Source organism: Mucilaginibacter paludis DSM 18603 (assembly GCF_000166195.2).
In the GTDB taxonomy this organism is placed as follows: Bacteria; Bacteroidota; Bacteroidia; order Sphingobacteriales; family Sphingobacteriaceae; genus Mucilaginibacter; species Mucilaginibacter paludis.
Map to the genome: position 1 here is coordinate 1,447,918 of NZ_CM001403.1, position 23,323 is coordinate 1,471,240.

Below are 23,323 nucleotides of genomic sequence, written 5' to 3' on the forward strand. Positions count from 1 at the left end.
TTGTTTTAAGAATGATGTTACCTGATTGATCTACCTTTCCTCGACTTTCGTCTCAGATCTCATAGCTATCAGCTCACATCTCCTGTAAACAATGACATATTATTGAAAGAAGTAAGTTCCAGAGAAAACAACAGCTTTGTGTTGAGTGAACAGAATCAGGAGTTAAGAGTCAGGAAGCACGACCGAAGTCTTGTTTCTTTTTTCTTGCTTCTTTCCTCTGTTCACCGTAATTACCTGCTATGAGAAAGCTTCGGGTTATTAGTATTACTTGGCTATGATGTCACCACCTTTACACCGGTAACCTATCAACGTAGTAGTCTGCTACGACCCTCTATGGAAGTCTCATCTTGTGGCTAGTTTCGCACTTAGATGCTTTCAGCGCTTATCTATTCCGAACGTAGCTACTCTGCAGTACAGCTGGCGCCATAACAGATTCACTAGAGGTTCGTCCAACCCGGTCCTCTCGTACTAAGGTCAGCCCCACTCAAACTTCCAACGCCCACAACAGATAGGGACCGAACTGTCTCGCGACGTTCTGAACCCAGCTCGCGTGCCACTTTAATGAGCGAACAGCTCAACCCTTGGGACCTTCTCCAGCCCCAGGATGTGACGAGCCGACATCGAGGTGCCAAACCTCCCCGTCGATATGAGCTCTTGGGGGAGATCAGCCTGTTATCCCCAGCGTACCTTTTATCCTTTGAGCGATGGCCCTTCCATGCAGAACCACCGGATCACTATATCCGTCTTTCGACCCAGCTCGACTTGTCTGTCTCACTGTCAAGCAAGCTTATGCTATTGCACTCCACGTACGGTTACCAAGCGTACTGAGCTTACCTTTGAAAGCCTCCGTTACCTTTTTGGAGGCGACCACCCCAGTCAAACTACCCGCCAAACAATGTCCTCGACATTATCGAGTTAGACACCAAATACAGAAAGGGTGGTATTTCAACGTTGACTAACTGACTCCTAGCGAAGCCAGATCACAGTCTCCCACCTATCCTACACATCCTGTACCCGATATCAATGTTAAGCTATAGTGAAGGTGCATGGGGTCTTTCCGTCCCGTTGCGGGTAACCGGCGTCTTCACCGATACCACAATTTCACCGAGCTCATGGCTGAGACAGCGCCCAGATCGTTACACCATTCGTGCAGGTCGGAACTTACCCGACAAGGAATTTCGCTACCTTAGGACCGTTATAGTTACGGCCGCCGTTTACTGGGGCTTCAATTCAATGCTTCGCCTTGCGACTAACATCCCCTTTTAACCTTCCAGCACCGGGCAGGTGTCAGGCCTTATACTTCATCTTTCGATTTTGCAAAGCCATGTGTTTTTGTTAAACAGTCGCCTGGGCCTTCTCACTGCGGCTGACATTACTGCCAGCGCCCCTTCTCCCGAAGTTACAGGGCCATTTTGCCGAGTTCCTTAGCCATGATTCACTCGAGCACCTTAGGATTCTCTCCTCGACTACCTGTGTCGGTTTACGGTACGGGTTTTTATAACCTGAAGCTTAGCGGGTTTTCTTGGAAGTCTGGTTACCTGCTCTATCTGCTTACCCGAAGGCTCGCAGTACTATTGGGTTTCAGCAAAGCTTGCGGACTTACCTACATGCTCTATACCTACGCCTTTTAACGATCTATTCCGTCAGATCGCGGCAGTTTCACTACTCCGTCACCGCATCGCAGTTACAAAAAGTACAGGATTATTAACCTGTTATCCATCGGCTACGCCCTTCGGCTTCACCTTAGGCCCCGACTAACCCTGATCCGATTAGCGTTGATCAGGAAACCTTAGTCTTTCGGTGGGCGGGTTTCTCTCCCGCCTTATCGTTACTTATGCCTACATTTGCTTTTCTAAAACCTCCACAGTAACTTACGTATCTGCTTCACCGGTGTTAGAATGCTCCCCTACCAGATGCATTGCTGCAAATCCATAGCTTCGGTATACCACTTGATGCCCGTTTATTATCCATGCCCGATCGCTCGACTAGTGAGCTGTTACGCACTCTTTAAATGAATGGCTGCTTCCAAGCCAACATCCTAGCTGTCTGTGCAATCGGACCTCGTTAGTTCAACTTAGTGGTAATTTAGGGACCTTAGCTGATGGTCTGGGTTCTTTCCCTCTCGGCCCTGGACCTTAGCACCCAGAGCCTCACTCCAGCGTATATTATATAGCATTCGGAGTTTATCTGGATTTGGTAGGATTTGACTCCCCCGCACCCAATTAGTAGCTCTACCTCTATATAACTCAACCGCCAGGCTGTTCCTAAAAACATTTCGGGGAGTACGAGCTATTTCCCAGTTTGATTAGCCTTTCACCCCTACCCACAGATCATCCGGAAACTTTTCAACGTTTATCGGTTCGGTCCTCCAGTACCTGTTACGGCACCTTCAACCTGTCCATGGGTAGATCACAAGGTTTCGCGTCTACCCCCTCTGACTGCACGCCCTATTCAGACTCGCTTTCGCTTCGGCTGCGTGGCTGAACCACTTAACCTTGCCAGAGAGGAGTAACTCGTAGGCTCATTATGCAAAAGGCACGCCGTCACAGCTTGCGCTGCTCCGACCGCTTGTAAGTACACGGTTTCAGGTTCTATTTCACTCCCCTGTTCGGGGTTCTTTTCACCTTTCCCTCACGGTACTGGTTCACTATCGGTCTCTCAGGAGTATTTAGCCTTACCGGATGGTGCCGGCAAATTCCCACAAGGCGTCTCCGACCTCGCGGTACTCAGGATTCCACTATCCTAACCTAACTTACACTTACGCAGCTCTCATGCTCTATGGCCAGGTTTCCCACCCTGTTCAGTTTCATTCAGTTATTCATGTTGTGGTCCTATAACCCCAGGTATGCCGTAACATACCTGGTTTGGGCTTCTTCCCTTTCGCTCGCCACTACTCAGGAAATCACTATTGTTTTCTCTTCCTCTGCTTACTTAGATGTTTCAGTTCAGCAGGTTTGCGCATATTATGCATCCACTCTTCAAATGGATAGGTTTCCCCATTCGGAAATCCGCGGATTAATTCATATTTGCTAATCCCCGCGGCTTATCGCAGCTTATCACGTCCTTCATCGCCTCTGAGAGCCAAGGCATCCCCCGTGGTACCCTTTCTTACTTTCTTCTACTATACCGCCTTTTGCTCGGTATGTATGCTTTTTTGATGGTTGCCTGTTTATTAGTATGGAGTAGTGCGTATTGAGTATTGAGATTTAAACCCCTTTCCTCTTTATTTACTATTTCCGTACTTCTAAAGCCTGACAACGTCTCTACTGTTGTTTTCTCTTTAATTTACTTCTTCCAATATGTCAAAGAACTTTTACCCCGGTCTTCCGTTGCGGATCGCCTTTTTCAATATCCTTACCTTGTTAGGTAAACTGGTGGGTATCGTGGAGAATAACGGATTCGAACCGTTGACCCCCTGCGTGCAAGGCAGGTGCTCTAGCCAGCTGAGCTAATCCCCCTTAAGACAGCTTTTAAGCTTGAAGTTTCTGGCCCGAAGCTTTTTGTTCTTGCTTCTTGCCTCTTACTTCCTGCTCTTGCTTCACCTTGTAGTCCGGAGCAGATTTGAACTGCTGACCCCTACATTATCAGTGTAGTGCTCTAACCAAACTGAGCTACCGGACTTTTTAGTCTGCAGTCCTGAGTAATTAGTCTTGAGTCGGCTTGTTCTCCGTTAGCTGTTTTGCTAACTGCTAACTTCTGACTTGCGACTGATGACTTCAGACTTCCTTGAACTGCCAACTGTTGGTCCTGTACCTATTATTAGTTACAGCCACTGATTGGCTTGTCTTTTGGGTGTTTTTTTATAAAAAGAAATAAACATGTGCGTAGCGGTTCTTTTGTTGTGATCGTCGAGCTTGTGTATCTGCTCCAGAAAGGAGGTATTCCAGCCGCACCTTCCGGTACGGCTACCTTGTTACGACTTAGCCCCAGTTACCGACTTTACCCTAGGACGCTCCTTGCGGTTACGCACTTCAGGTACTTCCAGCTTCCATGGCTTGACGGGCGGTGTGTACAAGGCCCGGGAACGTATTCACCGCGTCATTGCTGATACGCGATTACTAGCGAATCCAACTTCACGGGGTCGAGTTGCAGACCCCGATCCGAACTGTGATCAGCTTTAAGAGATTGGCATCCTGTTGCCAGGTAGCAGCCCTCTGTACTGACCATTGTAGCACGTGTGTAGCCCCGGACGTAAGGGCCATGATGACTTGACGTCGTCCCCTCCTTCCTCTCTACTTGCGTAGGCAGTCTGTTTAGAGTCCCCACCTTGACGTGCTGGCAACTAAACATAGGGGTTGCGCTCGTTGCGGGACTTAACCCAACACCTCACGGCACGAGCTGACGACAGCCATGCAGCACCTAGTTTCGTGTCCCGAAGGACTGATCCGTCTCTGAATCGTTCACTAACTTTCAAGCCCGGGTAAGGTTCCTCGCGTATCATCGAATTAAACCACATGCTCCTCCGCCTGTGCGGGCCCCCGTCAATTCCTTTGAGTTTCACCCTTGCGGGCGTACTCCCCAGGTGGAACACTTAACGCTTTCGCTTAGACGCTAACTGTATATCGCTAACATCGAGTGTTCATCGTTTAGGGCGTGGACTACCAGGGTATCTAATCCTGTTTGATCCCCACGCTTTCGTGCCTCAGCGTCAATCGAACTATAGTAAGCTGCCTTCGCAATTGGTGTTCTGTGACATATCTATGCATTTCACCGCTACTTGTCACATTCCGCCTACCTCTAGTTCATTCAAGCTCTTCAGTATCAAAGGCACTGCGATAGTTAAGCTACCGTCTTTCACCCCTGACTTAAAAAGCCGCCTACGCACCCTTTAAACCCAATAAATCCGGATAACGCTTGGATCCTCCGTATTACCGCGGCTGCTGGCACGGAGTTAGCCGATCCTTATTCTCAGAGTACATTCAACCTGGTATACATACCAGGGTTTATTCCCCTGCAAAAGCAGTTTACAACCCGTAGGGCCGTCTTCCTGCACGCGGCATGGCTGGTTCAGGCTTCCGCCCATTGACCAATATTCCTTACTGCTGCCTCCCGTAGGAGTCTGGTCCGTGTCTCAGTACCAGTGTGGGGGGTCATCCTCTCAGATCCCCTAGACATCGTCGCCTTGGTGGGCCGTTACCCACACCAACTAGCTAATGTCCCGCATGCCCATCTTATCCCTATAAATATTTGATTATTAAACAATGCTGTTCAATAATGTTATGCGGTCTTAATCTCTCTTTCGAGAGGCTATCCCCCTGGATAAGGTAGGTTACATACGTGTTACGCACCCGTGCGCCACTCTCAAGGAAAGCAAGCTCTCCTATCCCGTCCGACTTGCATGTATTAGGCCTGCCGCTAGCGTTCATCCTGAGCCAGGATCAAACTCTCCATTGTAAATTTTAAGTTTTTAAATCTCTGACCCTACTTTATTATTTGTAGAATCTGTATTATATATCTTTATACAGATACTCTCTTCTTCTCACGGTTCGAATCTCCCTTAGGTGATTCTCCCCGCTACGCTACATGTTACTTCTTTTTAAAGAACTTTCTCGGATCCGCATCTCGCTTCTCTTTTTATATTTTTCACCAGTCTCCCAGCTCAAATCTTCTTGTTTTGTTAGTCCTGGAATCGCTCCAGGAACCTTTTCCTTTTCAGGATTTTTTGCCCCTTTCTTTTGGGACTGCAAAGGTAGCAAACCTTTTATTCTTTCAAAGAAAAATGTTTTATTTTTTTTCTTCCCGCTCTCCCCTTTTTCTTAGCTTTTTACCTCTCGGTAATCACCTCGTTTGCGGGTTGCAAAGGTAGCAATCTTTTTAGATTGCCAAAGTAATTTTTTAACTTAATTTTTACTTTTTATTAACCTTGCAATTTCAAAAAACGACCCTCTTTTTTCGATTGGGATTGCAAATGTATGGAGAAATTTACCATCCCGCAAAACTAATTAGCTTCTTTTTTGTATATCGCAATTAAACACTTGTGTTACAATACAAAACAATCTGCGTAAAAGCAGTCAGTCAATGGTTATTATTCATAAAACCTTTGTAAACACCCCTGAGAATAACTTCTTAAATCTAAAATCCAAGTTTTCATCATCAATATTTTAATAAAAAAGTCCGGCTTGAAAGCCGGACCAAGAGTGTTTTTTTAGTATTCTGTTAATATTGTCCTATAGAAAGTAACACCAGGGTACAAGCTTCCAAGGTTTCTATCCCATGCTCACTTGCCAAATTTTCCAGTTCCGGATTTTCGGTACCTGGATTAAAGATAATGCGTTTGGGCTTAGTATCTAAAATATACTGATAAAGCGGCGGCTGATTTTTTGTACCTATATATAAGGTAACCGTATCTACATCGGTATGCACGGCTTCGGGTTTCTCAATGGGCACACCCGCAACTTCTCCTGCTTTAATGCCTACGTTAATAATATCGTGTCCGTTTTGTACCAGCCTGTTTGCAGCCAGGTATGCATATCTGCTGGCATCGGGCGTAGCCCCTAATACCAAAGTTTTTTTATTAGCCATTGATCATTTTATTTAATAGTGAAATTTGTCCCGCATGGTAAACATGATGTTGCATCAAACCTGTAATCATGGCTTCGTAGGTTAATCCATATTCCGAATATTCGCCGCGGCCATCGTTAGTAGCATCGGTCCAGCTTTCCACCGGAAAATTGGCTATCAGCTGGGTTAGCTCTGTATTAGCCAATTTAAAAAAGGATAATAACTGTTGCCACTTTTGTTCATCAGGTTTACCCGCACCGGGCCAATTGCCACGTATAGGTGCGCCTGCGGGCTTGCCTTGCATTCGCGTACTCACCTCTTCTGTCCAGGCCAGCATGTGCATGATGATATCAGCAATGTTATGCGACGCTCCGGTAGGTTTTTCGTAGGCCGCCTCAAAACTCACCAGTTCAATGATATCATATATAGGTTTACCATACCATGCTTTACCATAAAGTATAGTTTCCAGTTGAATTTTTAATTTTGCTGATTTATCCATACATTATTTTAAATGCTGCCGAAGCACAATTGATTCCATCTATAGCAGCAGAAATTATGCCACCTGCATACCCCGCACCCTCCCCGCAAGGAAATAGTCCCGAAATTTGAGGATGCTGTAAGGTCTCTTTATCCCTGGGTATCTTGATAGGCGACGACGTTCTGGACTCTACCCCAACCAATATAGCTTCGTTGGTATAATAGCCTTTCATTTTACGTCCAAACGCGGGCAAGGCTTTTTGTAAGCGCTCCGTGATTCTTTGAGGCAATACGTTTTGCAGTTCTACGCTTTTTGTACCGGGCAGGTAAGAGTTTACAGGCAAACTGGCAGACTGGCGTCCTTCTACAAAATCAACCATACGCTGGCCGGGTGCTACCAACTTTCCTCCACCTGCAGTAAAGGCCAACTGCTCTATTCCGTGCTGAAAGTTGAGCATACGGAAAGGATCATCGGCTTTGCCAGCAACATCTTCCAGGTTAACCTGCACTACCGTGCCTGAATTGGCAAATGGATTATTCCGTTTTGAGGGGCTCCAGCCGTTCACCACAATTTCGTTATAATCGGTAGCGCAAGGCGCAATGATACCACCGGGGCACATACAAAAGGAGAATACTCCCCTATAGTCAACCTGCTCTACCAGGTTATAATACGATGGCGGCAAATGCTCACCCCTGTTTTCGCAATGATACTGCGCCTTATCTATAATGTACTGCGGATGTTCAATCCGCACGCCTAAGGCAAAGGCTTTGGCTTCAATCAGTATATTTTGCCGGTGCAGCATTTCAAACACATCCCTGGCCGAATGGCCGGTTGCCAAAATAACGGCGACAGCGCTGATGTGATTGCCTGATGCCGTTTTGACGCCCTGAATTTTATCGAACTGAATGTCGAGTTGTGTCACTTTATAGTCGAAATGAATTTCGCCACCGGCATTCTGGATCGTCTCGCGGATGGCAGTAATAATCTGGGGCAATTTATTGGTACCGATGTGCGGCCGGGCATCTATTAAAATATCCGCAGAAGCTCCGTGAGCAACAAAGCTTTTTAAAACCTGGTTAACATCGCCCCGCTTGGTTGACCGTGTGTATAGTTTACCATCCGAATAAGTGCCTGCCCCGCCTTCTCCGAAACAATAATTGGACTCTGGGTTTACAATACCTTGTTTGTTGATATCGGCCAGATCCCTACGGCGCTGTTTAACATCCTTACCTCGCTCCAATATTACAGGCTTCAAACCCAGTTCAATGCAACGCAAGGCGGCAAATAATCCCGCCGGGCCAGCGCCGATGATAATCACCTGTTTAGCATTACTGACATTTTGGTACTGTATATCATAAATATCTGCCAGGGGCTGCTCATCTGTAAAAATAATTATTTGTAAGCGGTATACCACCTTACGGCCACGCGCATCGATAGAACGTTTTAATATTTTCAGTGCAGATATTCTGTTTAAAGGCATTTTAAGCTGTGCCGAAGCTATTTTTTTTAAAGCATTTTCATCTTCATGCTCTTCAGGAAGGCATACAATTTCAAGTTCTTTGGTCATAATCATGTCGGGTTATTATCCCGAATAACAACAAAGGTATGTAATTTGCATAGTAAAGCTTAAATTCACCTCAAATCTACAGTATCATGAAAAAAATATTATCGGCCTTGCTCATTGCAATGGTAGCCCTATCATTAAGTTCGTGCAGTTATAATACCATGACCAGCATGGATGAAAATGTTAAAGCTAAATGGGGACAGGTAGAAAACGACTATCAGCGACGGGCTGACCTTATACCAAATTTGGTAGCCACCGTTAAAGGTGCGGCAAATTTTGAAAAAAGCACGTTGACTGACGTGATTAACGCCCGCGCCAAAGCCACATCGGTACAGGTTGACCCAACCAAACTAACACCCGAATCGATCCAAAAATTCCAGGCCGCGCAGGGAGAGCTGAGCAGCGCCTTAGGCAGGCTATTGGTAGTTACCGAAAATTATCCTGACTTAAAAAGCAATCAGAATTTTCTGGCATTACAGGCTCAATTAGAAGGTACTGAAAACCGGATTACGGTAGCTCGCCGCGACTTTAACCTGGCTGTACAGGAATATAATAGTAAGATCCGCTCGTTTCCGGCTAATTTAACAGCTAAAATGTTTGGCTTTACCGAGAAGGGGTATTTTCAGGCTGAGCCGGGTAGCGAGAAAGCGCCGAAGGTGCAATTTTGACCACTGATTATAAATGATTTATTTGATTACACTGATTCTTTTTTGATTACACCGATTTTGATTGATTGAATGTGGGTTAAGCTGGTTAATGTTATTGATGTTATATCTGATATAATGGTTTGATTAGTGTTATTTAGCCGTTTTGATCGGTATCATTTTATCTATGTAATCAATTGCTTAACATCGGCACGATAAAGGTTTAAATCGAAACAGCGCCAGGAATCAGTGTAATCAAAAACAATCATTTAAATCAATGGTAATAATCAGCGTAATCAAATAAATCATTTTGAATCAGTGGTACTAATCAGTGTAATCATATAAATCATTTATAATCAGTGATCAACAATTATGGCTTTATTTAATGATGATGAACAACAGCGCGTGCGTAAGGCTATTGAGGATGTTGAAAAACACACCTCGGGCGAAGTACGTGTTTGTATAGAAAAAAACTGTAGCGAAGATGTACTAATACGCGCCGCTAAATATTTTGGACAGTTAGGAATGCAGCATACCCGACACCGCCACGGGGTATTGATTTACCTGGCAACTGTTGACCGTAAGTTTGCTATTATTGGCGATAAGGGAATTAATAAAGTAGTACCTATCGATTTTTGGGATACCACCAAGGATGCCATGCAGCAACATTTTAAATATGGCGACCTTGTGGAAGGCATACTAACGGGTTTAAAAATAGCTGGTGAACAACTGGAAAAATATTTTCCGTATCAAGAAGATGGTAAGCATAACCAATTGCCGGACGATATTGCTTTTATGAACGGCAACTAAAATCTAAATCCATGTTAAAAAAACTCTTTATACTTTGTCTGCTGATCTTATCAGTTTGCCTGGTGTTTGCACAAGATTTACCGCCCAAGTCAAATACGCTGGTTACCGATTATACCAATACACTTTCGGCAGATCAAAAATCCGGGCTTGAAAATAAACTCGTAGCCTTTGCGGACTCTACTTCCACGCAAATTGCCATAGTTATGTTGAAATCGGTGGGCGGTTATGATATTAACCAGTATGGTACAGCATTAATCAGGGCCTGGGGTATTGGCGTTAAAGGCAAAAACAACGGTATACTGGTATTGGTTGCCCTGGGCGACCGAAAGGTTAGTATACAGACAGGCTATGGTGCCGAAGGCGCTGTGCCCGATATTGTTGCTCATAACATTATTGAGAACGACATTAAACCTTATTTTAAACAGGGACAGTATTACGAAGGGCTTGATGCGGGTACAAACTCGTTGATAAAGCAAATGAAGGGTGAGTACAAGGCCGATGCTAAAGCCCAACAAGGTACCGACGACAGCAATGGTGGCAGCATAGGCATCATCATTTTCATTGTTATTGTGGTGCTGATATTGATATTCAGAAATATTGGCGGCGGTGGTGGCCATATTATAGGGCGAAGGGGCGGCTCAAGTCCGTTTTGGTGGTTCTTGATGGGATCGGCCCTGGGCCGGGGCAGTAATGATGGCGGCGGCTTTTTTGGTGGTGGGTCAGGCGGAGATTCTGGCGGTGGCGGTGGATTTGGAGGCTTTGGTGGCGGAAGTTCGGGCGGCGGCGGCGCAAGCGGGAGCTGGTAGGGAGATTGATACTGGTTATTTAGTTACTGGTTATTGTCATTTAGTTATTAGTCTGTGGCTATTTAGTTTCGGACTCATTTGGCTGGTTGTTTTAATATTATTTTTTGCAGATACATGAAAAACCTGGTTTGGAAAATACTTTCTTCAACTTATATACACAAAGGCCCCTGGGCTACCTTACGTGCAGACCGATGCGAAATGCCCGATGGCAGGATAGTACCGGCTTATTTTGTTTTAGAATATCCTAACTGGAGTAATGCAGTAGCTATTACCGAAGATGGGAAGATCTTAATGGTTAGGCAGTATCGCCACGCGGCACAAATTGTATCGCTTGAGCTGCCGGGAGGTGTTATTGAAGATGGTGAAGCGCCAGAAGATGCCATTAAACGCGAAATACTGGAAGAGACCGGCTATAGCTTTGACGAGGTTGAACTGATCAGCACCATCTATGCCAACCCGGCTACCGGCGACAACCATACCTACTGTTACCTGGCCAGGAACGGCAAAAAAACACAGCTGCAAAATTTGGACGACCATGAGGAGATTGTTGTTGAAGAATATACCATTGATGAGGTAAAACAGTTACTTGCCGAAAATAAAATAGCGCAGGCCCTGCATTGTACTAATTTGTTTTATGCCCTGATGAAGTTGGGCAAATTGTAATATATTAATAAAAAACGACTTTTATTTTTACCAGTTTGTTGCTAAATTAGCTGTAACATGAAGCATGTAATTGACATACCACGTACGGCCATGGAAGTTTTTAACATGCTTCCGGAAGGAACACGCTGTGAGGTAATTGATAATACATTATACATGTCGCCATCACCTAATTATGATCACCAGGATTTATTGGGTGACATTTTTGTAATGCTGAAAGAAGCCACCACTAAAAACCAATGGGGCAAGGTTTTTATTGCACCCTTTGATGTTTATCTAAGTGGCGAGGCTGACGTTGTACAGCCTGATTTAATTTTTGTTAAAGATCAACACAATTCGATTATTCAAAAAAATGGCATTCATGGTGTTCCTGATTTAGTGATCGAGTTATTATCATCTAACAAAAGCTACGATACGAAAAAGAAGTTTGACCTTTACCAGCGAAATCTCATCCCTGAATATATTATTATCGACCCTGAAACTAAAGAAGTTTGGCAGTACTTATTAGGTGAGGATGGCAGATACGAACAAATTGCATCAGAAAAAGGGAGACTGGTTGTCAGCGCATTAAATGCGCAATTTAGCTTTTAACAAGGTGATTCCTTCATGTTAGCTTGACAATATCCGTAATAAAGCTTATTAATATGGCTGCAAGAAGCAACCCTATTGTTACGGACAACAACTTCTTCATTGGCTCCAAAAAATTCTCTTTTAAAATTAATTGCTCATCCGCATTAGGTACCTTTTTAATTTGCCTTGCTACAAATTGATTATTGATTAAAAAAAAGGTAATGAGCGCATGAATTATAAATACAAATATTACCCAGGTGGTTGGATTGAAGTCTGCTTTTTGTATAGGCCCGCGAAAATGCTTGTTTTGATGAACTACAGCTTTTATAAATGTTGAATAAACAACCATCAACAAATAAGCAGTAAAGAAAAAAACAGGTACCAGGGCATTCCATTTAAATATGTTTGATTTTTTAGTTGAAACCCGGTTAAACCCCAAAGCAAAATAGGTTTGATAGTAAATCAGGACGCACGTATTGAGTACAAACAAGAAATTGGCTGTAGCTGAAGTTCTTAGATAAGCCTCATTATCAGACTGCGGCCAATCTTCAATTATGCTGCCTGCTATAAACGGTATAAAAAGCACAGGCAATTGCCAATATTTTAATTTTAGCGACATAGGCTGAAAGGTTATCCACTAATATAACGAAAAAAGCGCCTATTAAAGCGCTTCCGATATATTATAATGCAAACAAATCCGTTTACGACATCTTCAACTTCTTCTGTATATCGGCAACGTAGCCTTTAAATTTTTTATCGGTATCAATTAAATCTTCTACGGTTTGGCAGGCATAGATTACCGTAGAGTGATCGCGGCCGCCAAAGAAGTTGCCGATTGATTTTAGTGAGCTTTTAGTATGGGCCTTGGCCAGGTACATGGAGATTTGGCGGGCCTGTACAATTTCGCGTTTGCGGGTTTGTGACTTCACCATCTCGATGGGAACCTCAAAATATTCGCAAACCAGGCTTTGGATGTATTCCATCGAAATCTCTTTGGTGGAGTTTTTGATGAAGTTTTTCAGCATCGATTTTGCCAGGTTTAAATCGATTTCCTTGCGGTTTAATGTTGATTGAGCCAGTAACGATACCATGGCACCTTCAAGTTCGCGCACATTGTTATCGATATTGTGGGCTACATATTCTATTACCTCGTAAGGCAAGTCGATACCATCTTGGTATATTTTAGTTTTCAGGATAGCCATACGCGTTTCCAGATCTGGGATCTGCAGATCGGCAGAAAGGCCCCATTTAAAACGCGATAACAACCTTTCTTCCAAACCGGCCAGATCTTTTGGCGCTTTATCAGAAGTGATGATCAGTTGTTTGCCCGACTGATGCAGGTGGTTAAAAATATGGAAAAAGAAATCCTGTGTTTTTTCTTTACCGGCAAAGTTGTGTACATCATCCATAATCAGTACATCTATAGCCTGGTAAAAATTAACAAAATCGTTAATGTTATTATGCTTAAGGGCGTCAACAAACTGCTGGGTAAACTTTTCGCACGATACATAGAGCACCAATTTATCGGGCAGGGTACGCTTAATCTCGTTACCTATAGCCTGCGCCAGGTGTGTTTTACCTAAACCAACACCACCATATATCATTAAAGGGTTAAACGATGTACCACCCGGTTTAGCAGCCACCGCATAACCAGCAGAGCGGGCCAAACGGTTACAATCCCCTTCAATAAAACTTTCAAAAGTGTAGTTTTGATTTAATTGTGGATCAACCTGCAGCTTTTTAAGACCCGGAATCACAAAAGGATTCTTAATATCCTTATTAATTGATATTGGTATTGGCATGGATTGATTTTTACCTTCGGCACCGTTTCCGTTTGATGGCATATTGGTTGTATAAGGTTTGCTTGATGATGATTGCTCAACAACAATGTTATACTCCAAACGTCCGTCCTCGCCTAATTGTTTTTTTATTGTTTTACGCAATAAGCCAACGTAATGTTCTTCAAGCCACTCAAAGAAAAACAAACTTGGAACCTGTATAGTCAGAACACTACCTTCAATTCTTAAGGCTTTTATAGGCTCGAACCAGGTTTTAAAACTTTGGGCCGGTATATTGTCCTTGATGATCTGCAAGCAGCTATTCCAAACGTTAGTACAAGTTTTTTCCATTGATATTTTACTAATTTATTGATTACAAACCTCCTGTGAAAGTTTCGCAGGGCCGGCTTCGGAACATCGAATATTGAAAAAATAAGCTTATAAAAAAATTAAATTTTCATTATTCGGACGATTAATTTATAAAGCACTCTAAAATACTTTCTTAGGCTTAAAAGACGCCTTATTTGCATTTCAGAGCCTATATTACCCAAAAACGAATGCTGTTTTTTATCATTAAGCTATTAAGTGCGAGAATTAGCGAATAGGTTGAACTACGATAAATCTAAACAAAATAATTCTCAATGTCGTTTTAATAATCGCCTAAAAAAGCACCCGAATTTTAATAACATTGTTTACAGACAGTTAAATTCCCGTGAGGCACAATTTTAATATTCGCCAAACACGTTCCTCAAAGTGTCGGCAATTTCGCCCAGAGTGGCATAATTTTCCACGGCATCTAAAATGCGCGGCATCAGGTTATCGTCGCCCATTGCGGCCAGCCTTAAATTGCTCAAGGCTTCATCAACGGCTGCCTGGTTACGCCCGGCTTTCAAAACCTTTAAACGCTCCATTTGTTTTAACCTGATGGAATCATCTACCCGAAAAAGTTCAATTTCTTTTTCTTCCTGTTGGGTAAAACGATTAACTCCTACTACTACCTGCTCGCCATTTTCAATATTGCTCTGGTACTGGTAAGCAGCCTTGGCAATCTCCTGTTGAATGTAGTCTTGCTCAATGGCCTTAACCGATCCACCCATCGCATCAATCTTATCGATGTATAATTGAGCCGCGGCCTGCATCTCGTCTGTCAAACTCTCCACAAAGTATGATCCTGCCAAAGGGTCAACGGTATCGGTTACGCCGCTTTCAAAAGCGATAATCTGCTGGGTACGCAAAGCCACCTTCGCGGCGGCCTCAGTCGGTAACGATAAAGCCTCATCGTACCCGTTTGTATGTAGCGATTGTGTTCCACCCAGAACGGCCGCCATAGCTTGGTTAGTTATACGCACAATGTTGTTCAATGGTTGCTGTGCGGTTAAAGTTGAACCACCGGTTTGTGTATGAAAACGGAGCTTTTGAGCACCGGCATCTGTTGCGCCGAGCTCCTGGGTAATGTGGGCCCACATGCGGCGGGCCGCGCGGAATTTGGCTATCTCTTCAAAAAAATTATTGTGGCAGTTAAAAAAAAAAGATAGTCGCTTTGAGAACACATTAATATCCAATCCTTTTTGCAGGGCAGCCATTAAATAAGCTTTTCCGTTGGCCAATGTAAATGCCAGCTCCTGAACAGCTGTTGATCCCGCTTCGCGGATGTGATATCCGGATATGGATATCGTATTCCATTTCGGCACTTCCTTGCTGCAATACTCAAAAACATCGGTAATGAGCCGCATGGATTGCCGCGGGGGATAGATATAGGTACCCCTGGCCGCGTACTCTTTTAAAATATCATTCTGAATGGTTCCGGATATCTGTTTCAGATCTGCACCTTGTTTTTTTGCCAGCGCTATGTACATTGCCAAAAGAGTGGCAGCGGTAGCATTGATAGTCATGGAAGTGGTAATCTTTTGCAGGTCAATCCCCTCAAACAAAATCTCCATATCCTTCAACGAGTCGATGGCTACGCCCACTTTACCCACTTCGCCTTCGGCCAGGTCATGATCCGAATCATAACCTATCTGAGTAGGCAGATCAAAGGCTACCGAAAGGCCCATGGTGCCCTGGTTCAACAAATAATGATAACGCTTATTAGATTCTTCGGCAGTTGAAAAACCGGCGTATTGGCGCATCGTCCATGGCTTGCCGCGGTACATATCTTTTTGGATGCCCCGGGTAAATGGAAACTCGCCCGGTAACTCGTTTTGCGGAGATGGCGCCTGGGTATAAACCTCCTTAATTTCGATACCTGATGAGGTAGTAATCTTTTTTTCTGCCATGATTTTGATTTAAAAAAGATCTTCCAAATCCCTGCGGATCATGGCCAGCGCAATATCATAAGGATTGTCTTCCAGTTTACTTAAATGCATCAGCACGGTGCGGCTCAGGTCCATACCGGATGCCTCTTCGGGCAAGCCCTTAATGGCGTTGGTAACAATACTCATGGTATCATCCTTCACCCGGCGCATTACTCCCCATGCGCGTGGGCTTACGTAAATTTGTTGGGTTACATTATGCTGGTACTCGTTACGGATCTCGTTTACTACAATACTATGTAGCTCGCCTGCCGAATAATCTGAGCCATTTAAGCGGATCAGCATGCTCGATGGGTTCACCCGCTCGATAAATAAAACCAGGCGCTCATAAGCCTGTAAACGCAATGGTAGGGTTTGGGCGTTTAATGTCCGTTTAAATTCCAGAAGTTGAACCTTTTCCGACCGCTCAATATGAGGCTTGATGATATAGTAGGTGGCCGATACAACACCGATGCCTGCTATAAAATATTTTAAAATGTCCAACAAATAAGGATATATATTCATAATTTTCAAAATGTTAGTCAGGTGTCATAAACATTCACCCGGAAACAAAACTCCACATTTTGGCTTATATTTGCATATCAAATTAAAAATATCATGAGTACTGCTGTTGAAACCACCCTTGCACCTGTTTCTTTTACACCGGGTGCCGTAAAAGAATTGTTAAAGTTAAAAGACCAGCAAGAACTGGGCGATGATTTTGGCTTGCGCATAGGCGTTGAAGGCGGAGGCTGCTCTGGCATGAGCTATATACTTGGATTTGATCAGCAAAAAGACGGCGATCAGATTTATATGATTGATGATATTAAAGTTTACATGCATAAGGCTCATGGTTTATACCTGGTTGGTATGCAAATAGACTTTCAGGATGGTTTAAATGCACGCGGATTTACCTTCAATAATCCTAATGCCGCAAGTACCTGCGGTTGCGGAACATCATTCTCGGTATAAACAAAAGCACCCCCTCTGAATCCCCGACAAGGTAGACTTTATGTAAAAAGTTTAGCCTTTGCTGGTTGATATTACAAGTCAATTGTTAAAGTGCCGTTGATGTAATTGATTTCAAGTTGAGCCACACCGGCATTTGTATTCCAAATGCTGGTATACTATATGCAGACGTAGAGATCTGTAAACCCGAGCGTCTGCATATTCGCCCCTCCACCTATCTACATTATCCTTTCAGAAGAGATGTGCACAATCCTACATTTCTACATCTGAAAATTAATAATTAAACAATTACGTGTAACAAATTATACAGGCCCGGTGTCTTATCCTCGGATCAGCTAAAATTACGCCCATGTCTGTACAGATGAATTATAAAGAAAATATCGCGGTTGCCTTGCAGTCAATAGGCGGTAACAGGCTGCGGACATCGTTAACGTCTTTGATCATCGCGATAGGCATCATGGCATTGGTTGGTATTTTAACTGCCATAGAGGGCATTAAGCAATATACAAACGACGCGTTTTCGAGTATGGGGGCTAACTCGTTTACCATACGTAACCGGGGAGGCGGAATCAGGTTTGGCGGGGGCCGTGGAAAAACCTATCCGGCCATCAGGTATGAAGATGCCGTACACTTTAAAAAGACCTTCAGCGTACCGTCAATCATTTCCATAAACACCTATGCATCTTACGCAGCTACAGCCAAATATATTGATCTTAAAACCAATCCTAATATTTCAGTTTTAGGAGCGGATGATAATTATTTAACAACAGGCGGCTATAAGCTGGCCGCAGGCAGAAATTTCTCTCCCGCAGAACTGGAACATGGCGCCAACGTGGTTATTATTGGCGACGAGATTAAAACCAAACTTTTTAAAAACGAGGATCCAATTAATAAAACCCTTACCATTGGTGCAAACAAATTTAAGATTATCGGTTTAACAGCCTCAAAAGGGTCAAGCGCGGGCTTTGGCGGCGATAAAGTTTGCATCATCCCCGTATTTAAGGCTAAGCAAATTACCACTAACCCAAACCCGTCGTTTACCATCGGTGTGATGGTGAGCAATGCATCGGCATTGGAAGCTACAACCGGCGAGGCTACTTCCCTTTTTAGAAATATACGCAGGCTGCCCATCAGCCGCGAAGATAATTTTGAGATTACGCGGAGCGACTCTATACAGCAACAGTTATCGGGACAACTGGCGGGTATAACCGCTGCCGGGTTGGCCGTTGGCCTGATCACATTGATTGGCGCCTCTATTGGTTTGATGAATATTATGCTGGTATCGGTAACGGAACGTACACGTGAAATAGGCATCCGTAAAGCAATTGGCGCTACCCCTTCGGTTATCCGGAAACAATTTTTAATTGAATCGATTGTGATTTGCCTGATAGGCGGTATAGGCGGCATTATTTTAGGAATGGCCATTGGCAACATGATAGCGATACAAATCAGCGGTACCTTTGTGGTGCCATGGTTGTGGCTGGCCTTGGCTATTGTATTATGCTCTGGTATAGGGCTAATGTCAGGGTTTTACCCGGCCAGCAAGGCTTCTAAACTTGATCCGGTGGAGGCGCTGAGGTATGAGTAATTTTTGATTGTCAACCAAGTTTGATATATCTGCCTTAATTAATCTCAGCATTAAAACGGCATAACAACCCATAAAAAATGGATGAGCAGAATTTATTCTACCCATCCATCCTTATCCCCGTAGGGTATAAAAATCATCAAATACTTATCTTGCAGAATATTGTTCCTGGTAGTACTGCTTGTAGTGGCCCGATGTTACATCATCCAGCCACGCCTGGTTGGCTAAGTACCAGTCAACTGTTTTTTCAAGACCTTGTTCAAACGTGATGCTCGGTGTCCAGCCTAATTCGTCCTTTAGTTTTGTGGCATCAATGGCGTAGCGTAAATCGTGCCCGGCCCTGTCTGTTACAAAGGTGATCAGTTTTTCTGATTCGCCTTCTTCCCTACCCAGTTTTTTATCCAAAATACTGCATAACAAACGGATCAGATCAATATTTTTCCATTCGTTATGGCCGCCGATGTTATAGGTTTTCCCTGATTTTGCCTTGTGAAAAATCAGATCAATAGCGCGAGCATGGTCTTCCACCCAAAGCCAATCGCGAATGTTTTCGCCTTTTCCATATACCGGGATAGGTTTATTTTGCTTGATGTTATGGATGGCAAGCGGGATTAACTTTTCTGGGAAATGGAACGACCCATAATTATTGGAGCAATTTGACAGCACCACGTTCATGCCGTAGGTATCCTGGTAAGCACGCACAAAATGATCTGAACTGGCTTTTGATGCCGAATAGGGCGAATGAGGATCATACGCGGTTTCTTCGGTAAACATACCTTCGTCGCCTAATGTTCCATATACCTCATCGGTTGATACATGATAAAAACGGGTTTCATCATAACGGCCCTTCCAGTTTTCGCGTGCAGCATTCAGCAAGTTAACCGTGCCAATTACATTCGCCATCACAAATTCCAGCGGGTTGCTGATTGAGCGGTCCACGTGTGATTCGGCGGCTAAGTGGATCACTGCGTCAGGTTGTTCTGTTTTAAAAAGTTCTTCAATAAAGGCTGCGTCAACAATATCGCCTTTAACAAACCTGTAATTTGGCAATTGATCAATATCACTCAGGTTAGCTAAATTACCGGCATAGGTTAATTTATCCAGGTTAATAATTTGATACTCCGGATACTGCGTAACAAAACGCCTTACAACATGCGAACCTATAAAACCGGCTCCACCGGTGATGATAATCTTTTTCATTTAGCTATTCATTAAAACGGGCTTTGGGATAAATACTTCTCCCAATTCCAGGCAGAAGACATCATCGCCTCTACGCCCAGTTCAGCCTGCCAATTTAATACTTTTTTTGATTTAGTTACATCACCCCAAACCTTTTCAACATCGCCGGGACGGCGCGGGCCTATCTGATAGGTTAATTTTTCGCCTGTAGATTCCTCAAAGGCCTTGATAACCTGCAATACAGATGTTCCGTTACCAGTGCCAAGGTTAAACATATCATAACCGGTAGCATAACCAGCACCTTCCATCAGTTTCAAAGCTGCAACATGTGCCTTGCCCAAGTCAACTACATGAATATAATCGCGGATGCAGCTGCCATCAGGCGTATCATAATCGTTGCCATAAACAGTAATAGCTCCTCTTTTACCGATGGCCGATTGTGTGATAAAAGGTACCAGGTTTTGAGGCACACCGATAGGAAGCTCACCTATCAATGCCGAATCGTGAGCACCTACCGGATTAAAATACCGCAGGGCTATCACTTTATAATTGCTTCCGGCATTAACCATATCCTGCAAAATTTCTTCAGCAATCTGTTTGGTATTGCCGTATGGAGATTGTGCAGGCTTTACAGGTGCATCTTCGGTAACAGGTAAAACATCAGGCTGCCCATAAACGGTGCAGCTTGAAGAAAACACCAGGTTTATGGCTTTGCCGTAGTATGCCTGCAATATGTTAATGAGAGAGTAAAAATTATTTTGATAATACTTTAAAGGCAAAGCCACTGATTCGCCTACGGCTTTGTAAGCTGCAAAGTGGATGATACCGGTAACATCAGGCTCCGTTAGCGCAAGGCTTTTAACCGCTTGTTCGTCACTCAGATCAAGTTCGTAAAAAACCGGGGTAAAACCGATAATATGCGTTATCTGATCCAAAATCTTGATGTTAGAGTTAGAAAGATTATCAACGATAACCGGCTCATAACCTGCATTTACCAATTCAACTACCGTGTGCGATCCGATGTAGCCTAAGCCACCGGTAACCAATATTTTTGACATCTGTTATTTATTATAGTAAGTAAAGTCTTTATGCTGAATTTCTTTATCAGGAAGTGATTTGAAATATTCATAAGTAATTTTCAAACCTTCCTGGCGGGATACTTTGGGCTCCCACCCTAAAATAGCCTTTGCCTTAGTAATATCAGGGCGCCGTTGTTTAGGATCGTCTGTTGGCAGCGGGTGGCATACCAGTTCCTGATCGGTTCCGGTTAGCTTGATAATCTCTTCGCCAAACTCCCGGATGGTGATCTCATCGGGGTTACCGATATTCATGGGTTGCACATAATCGCTAAACAGCAACCGGTATATGCCCTCAACCAAATCATCTACATAACAAAACGCACGCGTTTGCGATCCGTCACCAAATACAGTTAGCGGCTCACCGCGCAATGCCTGGCCAATAAATGCAGGCAATACACGCCCATCATTAAGGCGCATCCTTGGGCCGTATGTATTAAATATCCTCACAATGCGGGTTTCTACACCATGAAAGGTGTGGTAAGCCATCGTGATGGCCTCCTGGAAACGTTTGGCTTCATCATATACTCCCCTTGGCCCTACGGGGTTTACATTGCCCCAGTATTCTTCTGGTTGTGGGTTTACGCTCGGGTCGCCGTATACTTCTGATGTAGATGCAATCAACATACGGGCGCCCTTCGCCTTAGCCAAGCCAAGCAAATTATGAGTTCCTAACGAACCCACTTTCAGCGTTTGGATCGGAATTTTTAAATAATCTATCGGGCTTGCTGGAGAAGCAAAGTGCAGGATATAATGCAAATCTCCGGATACATGTACAAATTTGGATACATCATGGTTATAAAACTCAAAATTTTCGAGCTTAAACAAATGCTCTATATTTCTCAGGTCACCGGTGATCAGGTTGTCCATTCCAATCACGTGGAAATCTTCTTTAATAAACCTGTCGCACAGGTGTGATCCTAAGAACCCTGCCGCTCCGGTGATGAGTATTCGCTTTCTTTCCATGTATTATATTTATGAGGGGATGACTTTTTTAAAATTAGCTTTACTAATATTTGCTACCACTAAATTACAATTTTCTGTTGGCTTTGCCTTTCTTAACTTCCAGATGCAACATTTTCGTCTGCACCTTCCTTAGTGACAATTTTTCTGCCGATACTGTTATAATAAAAACCGCAATCAAGCATTTTTTGCAGATCGTAAAGGTTACGTCCGTCAAAAATCACTTTGTTTTTTAATAATTTGGCTACCTGATCAAAATCCGGGTTACGGAATAACGACCACTCTGTAACAATTAGTAAAGCATCCGCATTATGTAAAGCACTATAAGGATCTGCCGCATAGCTTATTTTTGTACCTATCATTTTGCGTACATTATCCATGCCTTCCGGGTCAAAAGCGGTAACCGTTGCTCCCGCGTTAATCAATTCGTCAATAATGTATAAAGCCGGTGCCTCGCGCACGTCGTCAGTTTCCGGCTTAAAGGCTAAGCCCCATAGTGCAAATTTCTTTCCTGCAAGTTCCCCATCAAAATATTTCTTCACTTTCTCAAAAAGTATTTTCTTCTGGGTTTCGTTTACCTCGATAACCGAGTTGAGGATCTTAAAATTATATTGATTTTCGTCGGCAGATTTAACCAGGGCCTGCACATCTTTAGGGAAACAACTGCCACCGTAACCTACACCGGGGAACAAAAACCTGCGACCAATACGCTCGTCGGACCCGATACCCTTTCTTACCATGTCAACATCCGCACCTACCAGTTCGCACAGATTAGCAACCTCGTTCATAAAGGTAATTTTGGTAGCAAGGAATGAATTAGCGGCATATTTGGTTAACTCGGATGATCTCTCATCCATAAAGATCACAGGGTTACCCTGGCGCACATAAGGCGCATACAGCTCGCCCATTATTTTGCGGGCTCTTTCACTTGTTGTGCCAATTACCACACGGTCAGGTTTCATAAAATCTTCCACCGCTACACCTTCCCTCAAAAATTCGGGGTTAGATACCACGTCGAAGGGTACCTTTGTTTGGCTATCCATAGCAGCCCTTACCTTATCCGCTGTACCTACCGGCACTGTTGATTTGGTTACAACAACTTTATAATCTTTAATTAGCTTGCCTATATCTTTAGCTGCACCTAATACATAACTCAGGTCGGCAGAACCATCTCCACCCGGAGGGGTAGGTAAAGCCAAAAAGATGATCTGCGCTTCTTCGATTGCTTCGCCCAGGTTTGTTGTAAAATGCAACCTGCCCTGTCCAATGTTACGATGAAACAAAATATCAAGGCCAGGTTCATAGATCGGCAATTTGCCGTCTTGCATCATCTTTACTTTTTCAGCATTAATGTCAACGCATATTACCTGGTTGCCGGTTTCCGCTAAACATGTACCTGTTACAAGGCCTACATAACCTGTGCCTACTACTGCTATTTTCATCGTTTTT

At 43.7% G+C, this 23,323-nt stretch carries 18 protein-coding genes, 2 tRNA genes and 2 rRNA genes; 7 read left to right on the forward strand and 15 right to left on the reverse strand.

Features of this window, described 5'->3' with window-relative positions:
• Positions 1-239: 239 nt before the first annotated feature.
• The 7 genes from MUCPA_RS06060 to MUCPA_RS06090 form a co-directional block, all read right to left on the reverse strand.
• Positions 240-3,118 (reverse strand): 23S ribosomal RNA (locus tag MUCPA_RS06060).
• 266 nt (positions 3,119-3,384) lie between these two features.
• Positions 3,385-3,458 (reverse strand) — tRNA-Ala (locus tag MUCPA_RS06065).
• Between the two features lie 88 nt (positions 3,459-3,546).
• A tRNA-Ile gene (locus MUCPA_RS06070) sits at positions 3,547-3,621 on the reverse strand.
• Between the two features lie 250 nt (positions 3,622-3,871).
• Positions 3,872-5,394: ribosomal RNA gene (locus tag MUCPA_RS06075) — 16S ribosomal RNA — on the reverse strand.
• Together the 16S and 23S rRNA genes with 2 tRNA genes alongside form the textbook arrangement of a ribosomal RNA operon.
• Positions 5,395-6,156: 762 nt before the next feature.
• Complete coding sequence (locus MUCPA_RS06080; RefSeq protein ID WP_008505100.1) at positions 6,157-6,522, reverse strand: CoA-binding protein; 366 nt, start codon at positions 6,520-6,522, stop codon at positions 6,157-6,159.
• Positions 6,515-7,000 carry a DinB family protein gene (locus MUCPA_RS06085; RefSeq protein WP_008505101.1) on the reverse strand — a complete coding sequence of 162 codons (486 nt, stop codon included), beginning with the start codon at positions 6,998-7,000 and terminating at the stop codon, positions 6,515-6,517. Before MUCPA_RS06085 ends, MUCPA_RS06080 begins: the two co-directional genes overlap by 8 nt.
• The gene (locus tag MUCPA_RS06090) at positions 6,993-8,546 is read right to left on the reverse strand and encodes an NAD(P)/FAD-dependent oxidoreductase (protein WP_008505102.1); all 1,554 of its coding nucleotides are present in this window, start codon (positions 8,544-8,546) and stop codon (positions 6,993-6,995) included. Before MUCPA_RS06090 ends, MUCPA_RS06085 begins: the two co-directional genes overlap by 8 nt.
• 86 nt (positions 8,547-8,632) lie before the next feature.
• Between MUCPA_RS06090 and MUCPA_RS06095 the strand changes: the two genes are divergently transcribed.
• The 5 genes from MUCPA_RS06095 to MUCPA_RS06115 all read left to right on the forward strand — a co-directional run bounded on the left by MUCPA_RS06095 (position 8,633) and on the right by MUCPA_RS06115 (position 12,054).
• Positions 8,633-9,211, forward strand: a complete 579-nt coding sequence (locus MUCPA_RS06095) for a LemA family protein (RefSeq protein WP_008505103.1) — start codon at positions 8,633-8,635, stop codon at positions 9,209-9,211.
• A gap of 348 nt (positions 9,212-9,559) precedes the next feature.
• Entirely contained in the window at positions 9,560-9,997 is a 438-nt protein-coding gene (locus MUCPA_RS06100) for a TPM domain-containing protein (protein WP_008505104.1), read from the forward strand.
• Between the two features lie 11 nt (positions 9,998-10,008).
• Positions 10,009-10,803, forward strand: a complete 795-nt coding sequence (locus MUCPA_RS06105) for a TPM domain-containing protein (protein ID WP_008505105.1) — start codon at positions 10,009-10,011, stop codon at positions 10,801-10,803.
• 114 nt (positions 10,804-10,917) lie between these two features.
• Entirely contained in the window at positions 10,918-11,466 is a 549-nt protein-coding gene (locus MUCPA_RS06110) for an NUDIX hydrolase (protein WP_008505107.1), read from the forward strand.
• Positions 11,467-11,523: 57 nt separating this feature from the next.
• Positions 11,524-12,054 carry a Uma2 family endonuclease gene (locus MUCPA_RS06115; protein ID WP_008505108.1) on the forward strand — a complete coding sequence of 177 codons (531 nt, stop codon included), beginning with the start codon at positions 11,524-11,526 and terminating at the stop codon, positions 12,052-12,054.
• 13 nt (positions 12,055-12,067) lie between these two features.
• Here the strand turns inward: MUCPA_RS06115 and MUCPA_RS06120 are convergent, their stop codons facing one another.
• The 4 genes from MUCPA_RS06120 to MUCPA_RS06135 all read right to left on the reverse strand — a co-directional run bounded on the left by MUCPA_RS06120 (position 12,068) and on the right by MUCPA_RS06135 (position 16,627).
• Positions 12,068-12,652, reverse strand: coding sequence for a hypothetical protein (locus tag MUCPA_RS06120; RefSeq protein ID WP_008505109.1), 585 nt, complete (start codon positions 12,650-12,652; stop codon positions 12,068-12,070).
• Between the two features lie 82 nt (positions 12,653-12,734).
• The gene (gene dnaA, locus MUCPA_RS06125) at positions 12,735-14,162 is read right to left on the reverse strand and encodes a chromosomal replication initiator protein DnaA (protein ID WP_008505110.1); all 1,428 of its coding nucleotides are present in this window, start codon (positions 14,160-14,162) and stop codon (positions 12,735-12,737) included.
• Positions 14,163-14,536: 374 nt separating this feature from the next.
• Positions 14,537-16,087 (reverse strand): acyl-CoA mutase large subunit family protein, encoded by a 1,551-nt coding sequence (locus MUCPA_RS06130; protein ID WP_008505111.1) that lies wholly within the window; start codon positions 16,085-16,087, stop codon positions 14,537-14,539.
• A 9-nt stretch (positions 16,088-16,096) separates the two neighbouring features.
• On the reverse strand, positions 16,097-16,627 hold the full coding sequence (locus MUCPA_RS06135; RefSeq protein ID WP_008505112.1) for a DUF7935 family protein: 531 nt from the start codon (positions 16,625-16,627) through the stop codon (positions 16,097-16,099).
• 93 nt (positions 16,628-16,720) lie between these two features.
• Here MUCPA_RS06135 and MUCPA_RS06140 point away from each other — a divergent pair, with 93 nt between their 5' ends.
• Both MUCPA_RS06140 and MUCPA_RS06145 read left to right on the forward strand, forming a co-directional pair.
• Positions 16,721-17,074, forward strand: a complete 354-nt coding sequence (locus tag MUCPA_RS06140; protein WP_008505113.1) for a HesB/IscA family protein — start codon at positions 16,721-16,723, stop codon at positions 17,072-17,074.
• A gap of 346 nt (positions 17,075-17,420) precedes the next feature.
• A complete protein-coding gene (locus tag MUCPA_RS06145) occupies positions 17,421-18,659 on the forward strand; it encodes an ABC transporter permease (protein ID WP_008505114.1) in 1,239 nt (412 codons plus the stop codon).
• A gap of 144 nt (positions 18,660-18,803) precedes the next feature.
• On the opposite strand, the gene rfbB is transcribed toward MUCPA_RS06145, so the two are convergent.
• The 4 genes from rfbB to MUCPA_RS06165 form a co-directional block, all read right to left on the reverse strand.
• On the reverse strand, positions 18,804-19,856 hold the full coding sequence (gene rfbB, locus MUCPA_RS06150; protein WP_008505115.1) for a dTDP-glucose 4,6-dehydratase: 1,053 nt from the start codon (positions 19,854-19,856) through the stop codon (positions 18,804-18,806).
• An 11-nt stretch (positions 19,857-19,867) separates the two neighbouring features.
• Positions 19,868-20,893: a UDP-glucose 4-epimerase GalE gene (gene galE / locus MUCPA_RS06155; protein WP_008505116.1), complete on the reverse strand. Its 1,026-nt coding sequence runs from the start codon at positions 20,891-20,893 to the stop codon at positions 19,868-19,870.
• 3 nt (positions 20,894-20,896) lie between these two features.
• Positions 20,897-21,877 carry a UDP-glucuronic acid decarboxylase family protein gene (locus tag MUCPA_RS06160; protein WP_008505117.1) on the reverse strand — a complete coding sequence of 327 codons (981 nt, stop codon included), beginning with the start codon at positions 21,875-21,877 and terminating at the stop codon, positions 20,897-20,899.
• 92 nt (positions 21,878-21,969) lie between these two features.
• Positions 21,970-23,316, reverse strand: a complete 1,347-nt coding sequence (locus tag MUCPA_RS06165; RefSeq protein ID WP_008505118.1) for a UDP-glucose dehydrogenase family protein — start codon at positions 23,314-23,316, stop codon at positions 21,970-21,972.
• Positions 23,317-23,323: the final 7 nt, after the last annotated feature.

Coding starts and splice junctions, on each gene's coding strand:
- MUCPA_RS06165 (WP_008505118.1), bottom strand. CDS start 23,316: ATGAAAATAGCAGTAGTAGGCACAGGTTATGTAGGCCTTGTAACAGGT.
- MUCPA_RS06115 (WP_008505108.1), top strand. CDS start 11,524: ATGAAGCATGTAATTGACATACCACGTACGGCCATGGAAGTTTTTAAC.
- galE (WP_008505116.1), bottom strand. CDS start 20,893: ATGTCAAAAATATTGGTTACCGGTGGCTTAGGCTACATCGGATCGCAC.
- MUCPA_RS06095 (WP_008505103.1), top strand. CDS start 8,633: ATGAAAAAAATATTATCGGCCTTGCTCATTGCAATGGTAGCCCTATCA.
- MUCPA_RS06105 (WP_008505105.1), top strand. CDS start 10,009: ATGTTAAAAAAACTCTTTATACTTTGTCTGCTGATCTTATCAGTTTGC.
- MUCPA_RS06160 (WP_008505117.1), bottom strand. CDS start 21,877: ATGGAAAGAAAGCGAATACTCATCACCGGAGCGGCAGGGTTCTTAGGA.
- MUCPA_RS06090 (WP_008505102.1), bottom strand. CDS start 8,546: ATGACCAAAGAACTTGAAATTGTATGCCTTCCTGAAGAGCATGAAGAT.
- rfbB (WP_008505115.1), bottom strand. CDS start 19,856: ATGAAAAAGATTATCATCACCGGTGGAGCCGGTTTTATAGGTTCGCAT.
- MUCPA_RS06110 (WP_008505107.1), top strand. CDS start 10,918: ATGAAAAACCTGGTTTGGAAAATACTTTCTTCAACTTATATACACAAA.
- MUCPA_RS06100 (WP_008505104.1), top strand. CDS start 9,560: ATGGCTTTATTTAATGATGATGAACAACAGCGCGTGCGTAAGGCTATT.
- MUCPA_RS06080 (WP_008505100.1), bottom strand. CDS start 6,522: ATGGCTAATAAAAAAACTTTGGTATTAGGGGCTACGCCCGATGCCAGC.
- MUCPA_RS06120 (WP_008505109.1), bottom strand. CDS start 12,652: ATGTCGCTAAAATTAAAATATTGGCAATTGCCTGTGCTTTTTATACCG.
- MUCPA_RS06130 (WP_008505111.1), bottom strand. CDS start 16,087: ATGGCAGAAAAAAAGATTACTACCTCATCAGGTATCGAAATTAAGGAG.
- MUCPA_RS06135 (WP_008505112.1), bottom strand. CDS start 16,627: ATGAATATATATCCTTATTTGTTGGACATTTTAAAATATTTTATAGCA.
- MUCPA_RS06085 (WP_008505101.1), bottom strand. CDS start 7,000: ATGGATAAATCAGCAAAATTAAAAATTCAACTGGAAACTATACTTTAT.
- dnaA (WP_008505110.1), bottom strand. CDS start 14,162: ATGGAAAAAACTTGTACTAACGTTTGGAATAGCTGCTTGCAGATCATC.
- MUCPA_RS06145 (WP_008505114.1), top strand. CDS start 17,421: ATGTCTGTACAGATGAATTATAAAGAAAATATCGCGGTTGCCTTGCAG.
- MUCPA_RS06140 (WP_008505113.1), top strand. CDS start 16,721: ATGAGTACTGCTGTTGAAACCACCCTTGCACCTGTTTCTTTTACACCG.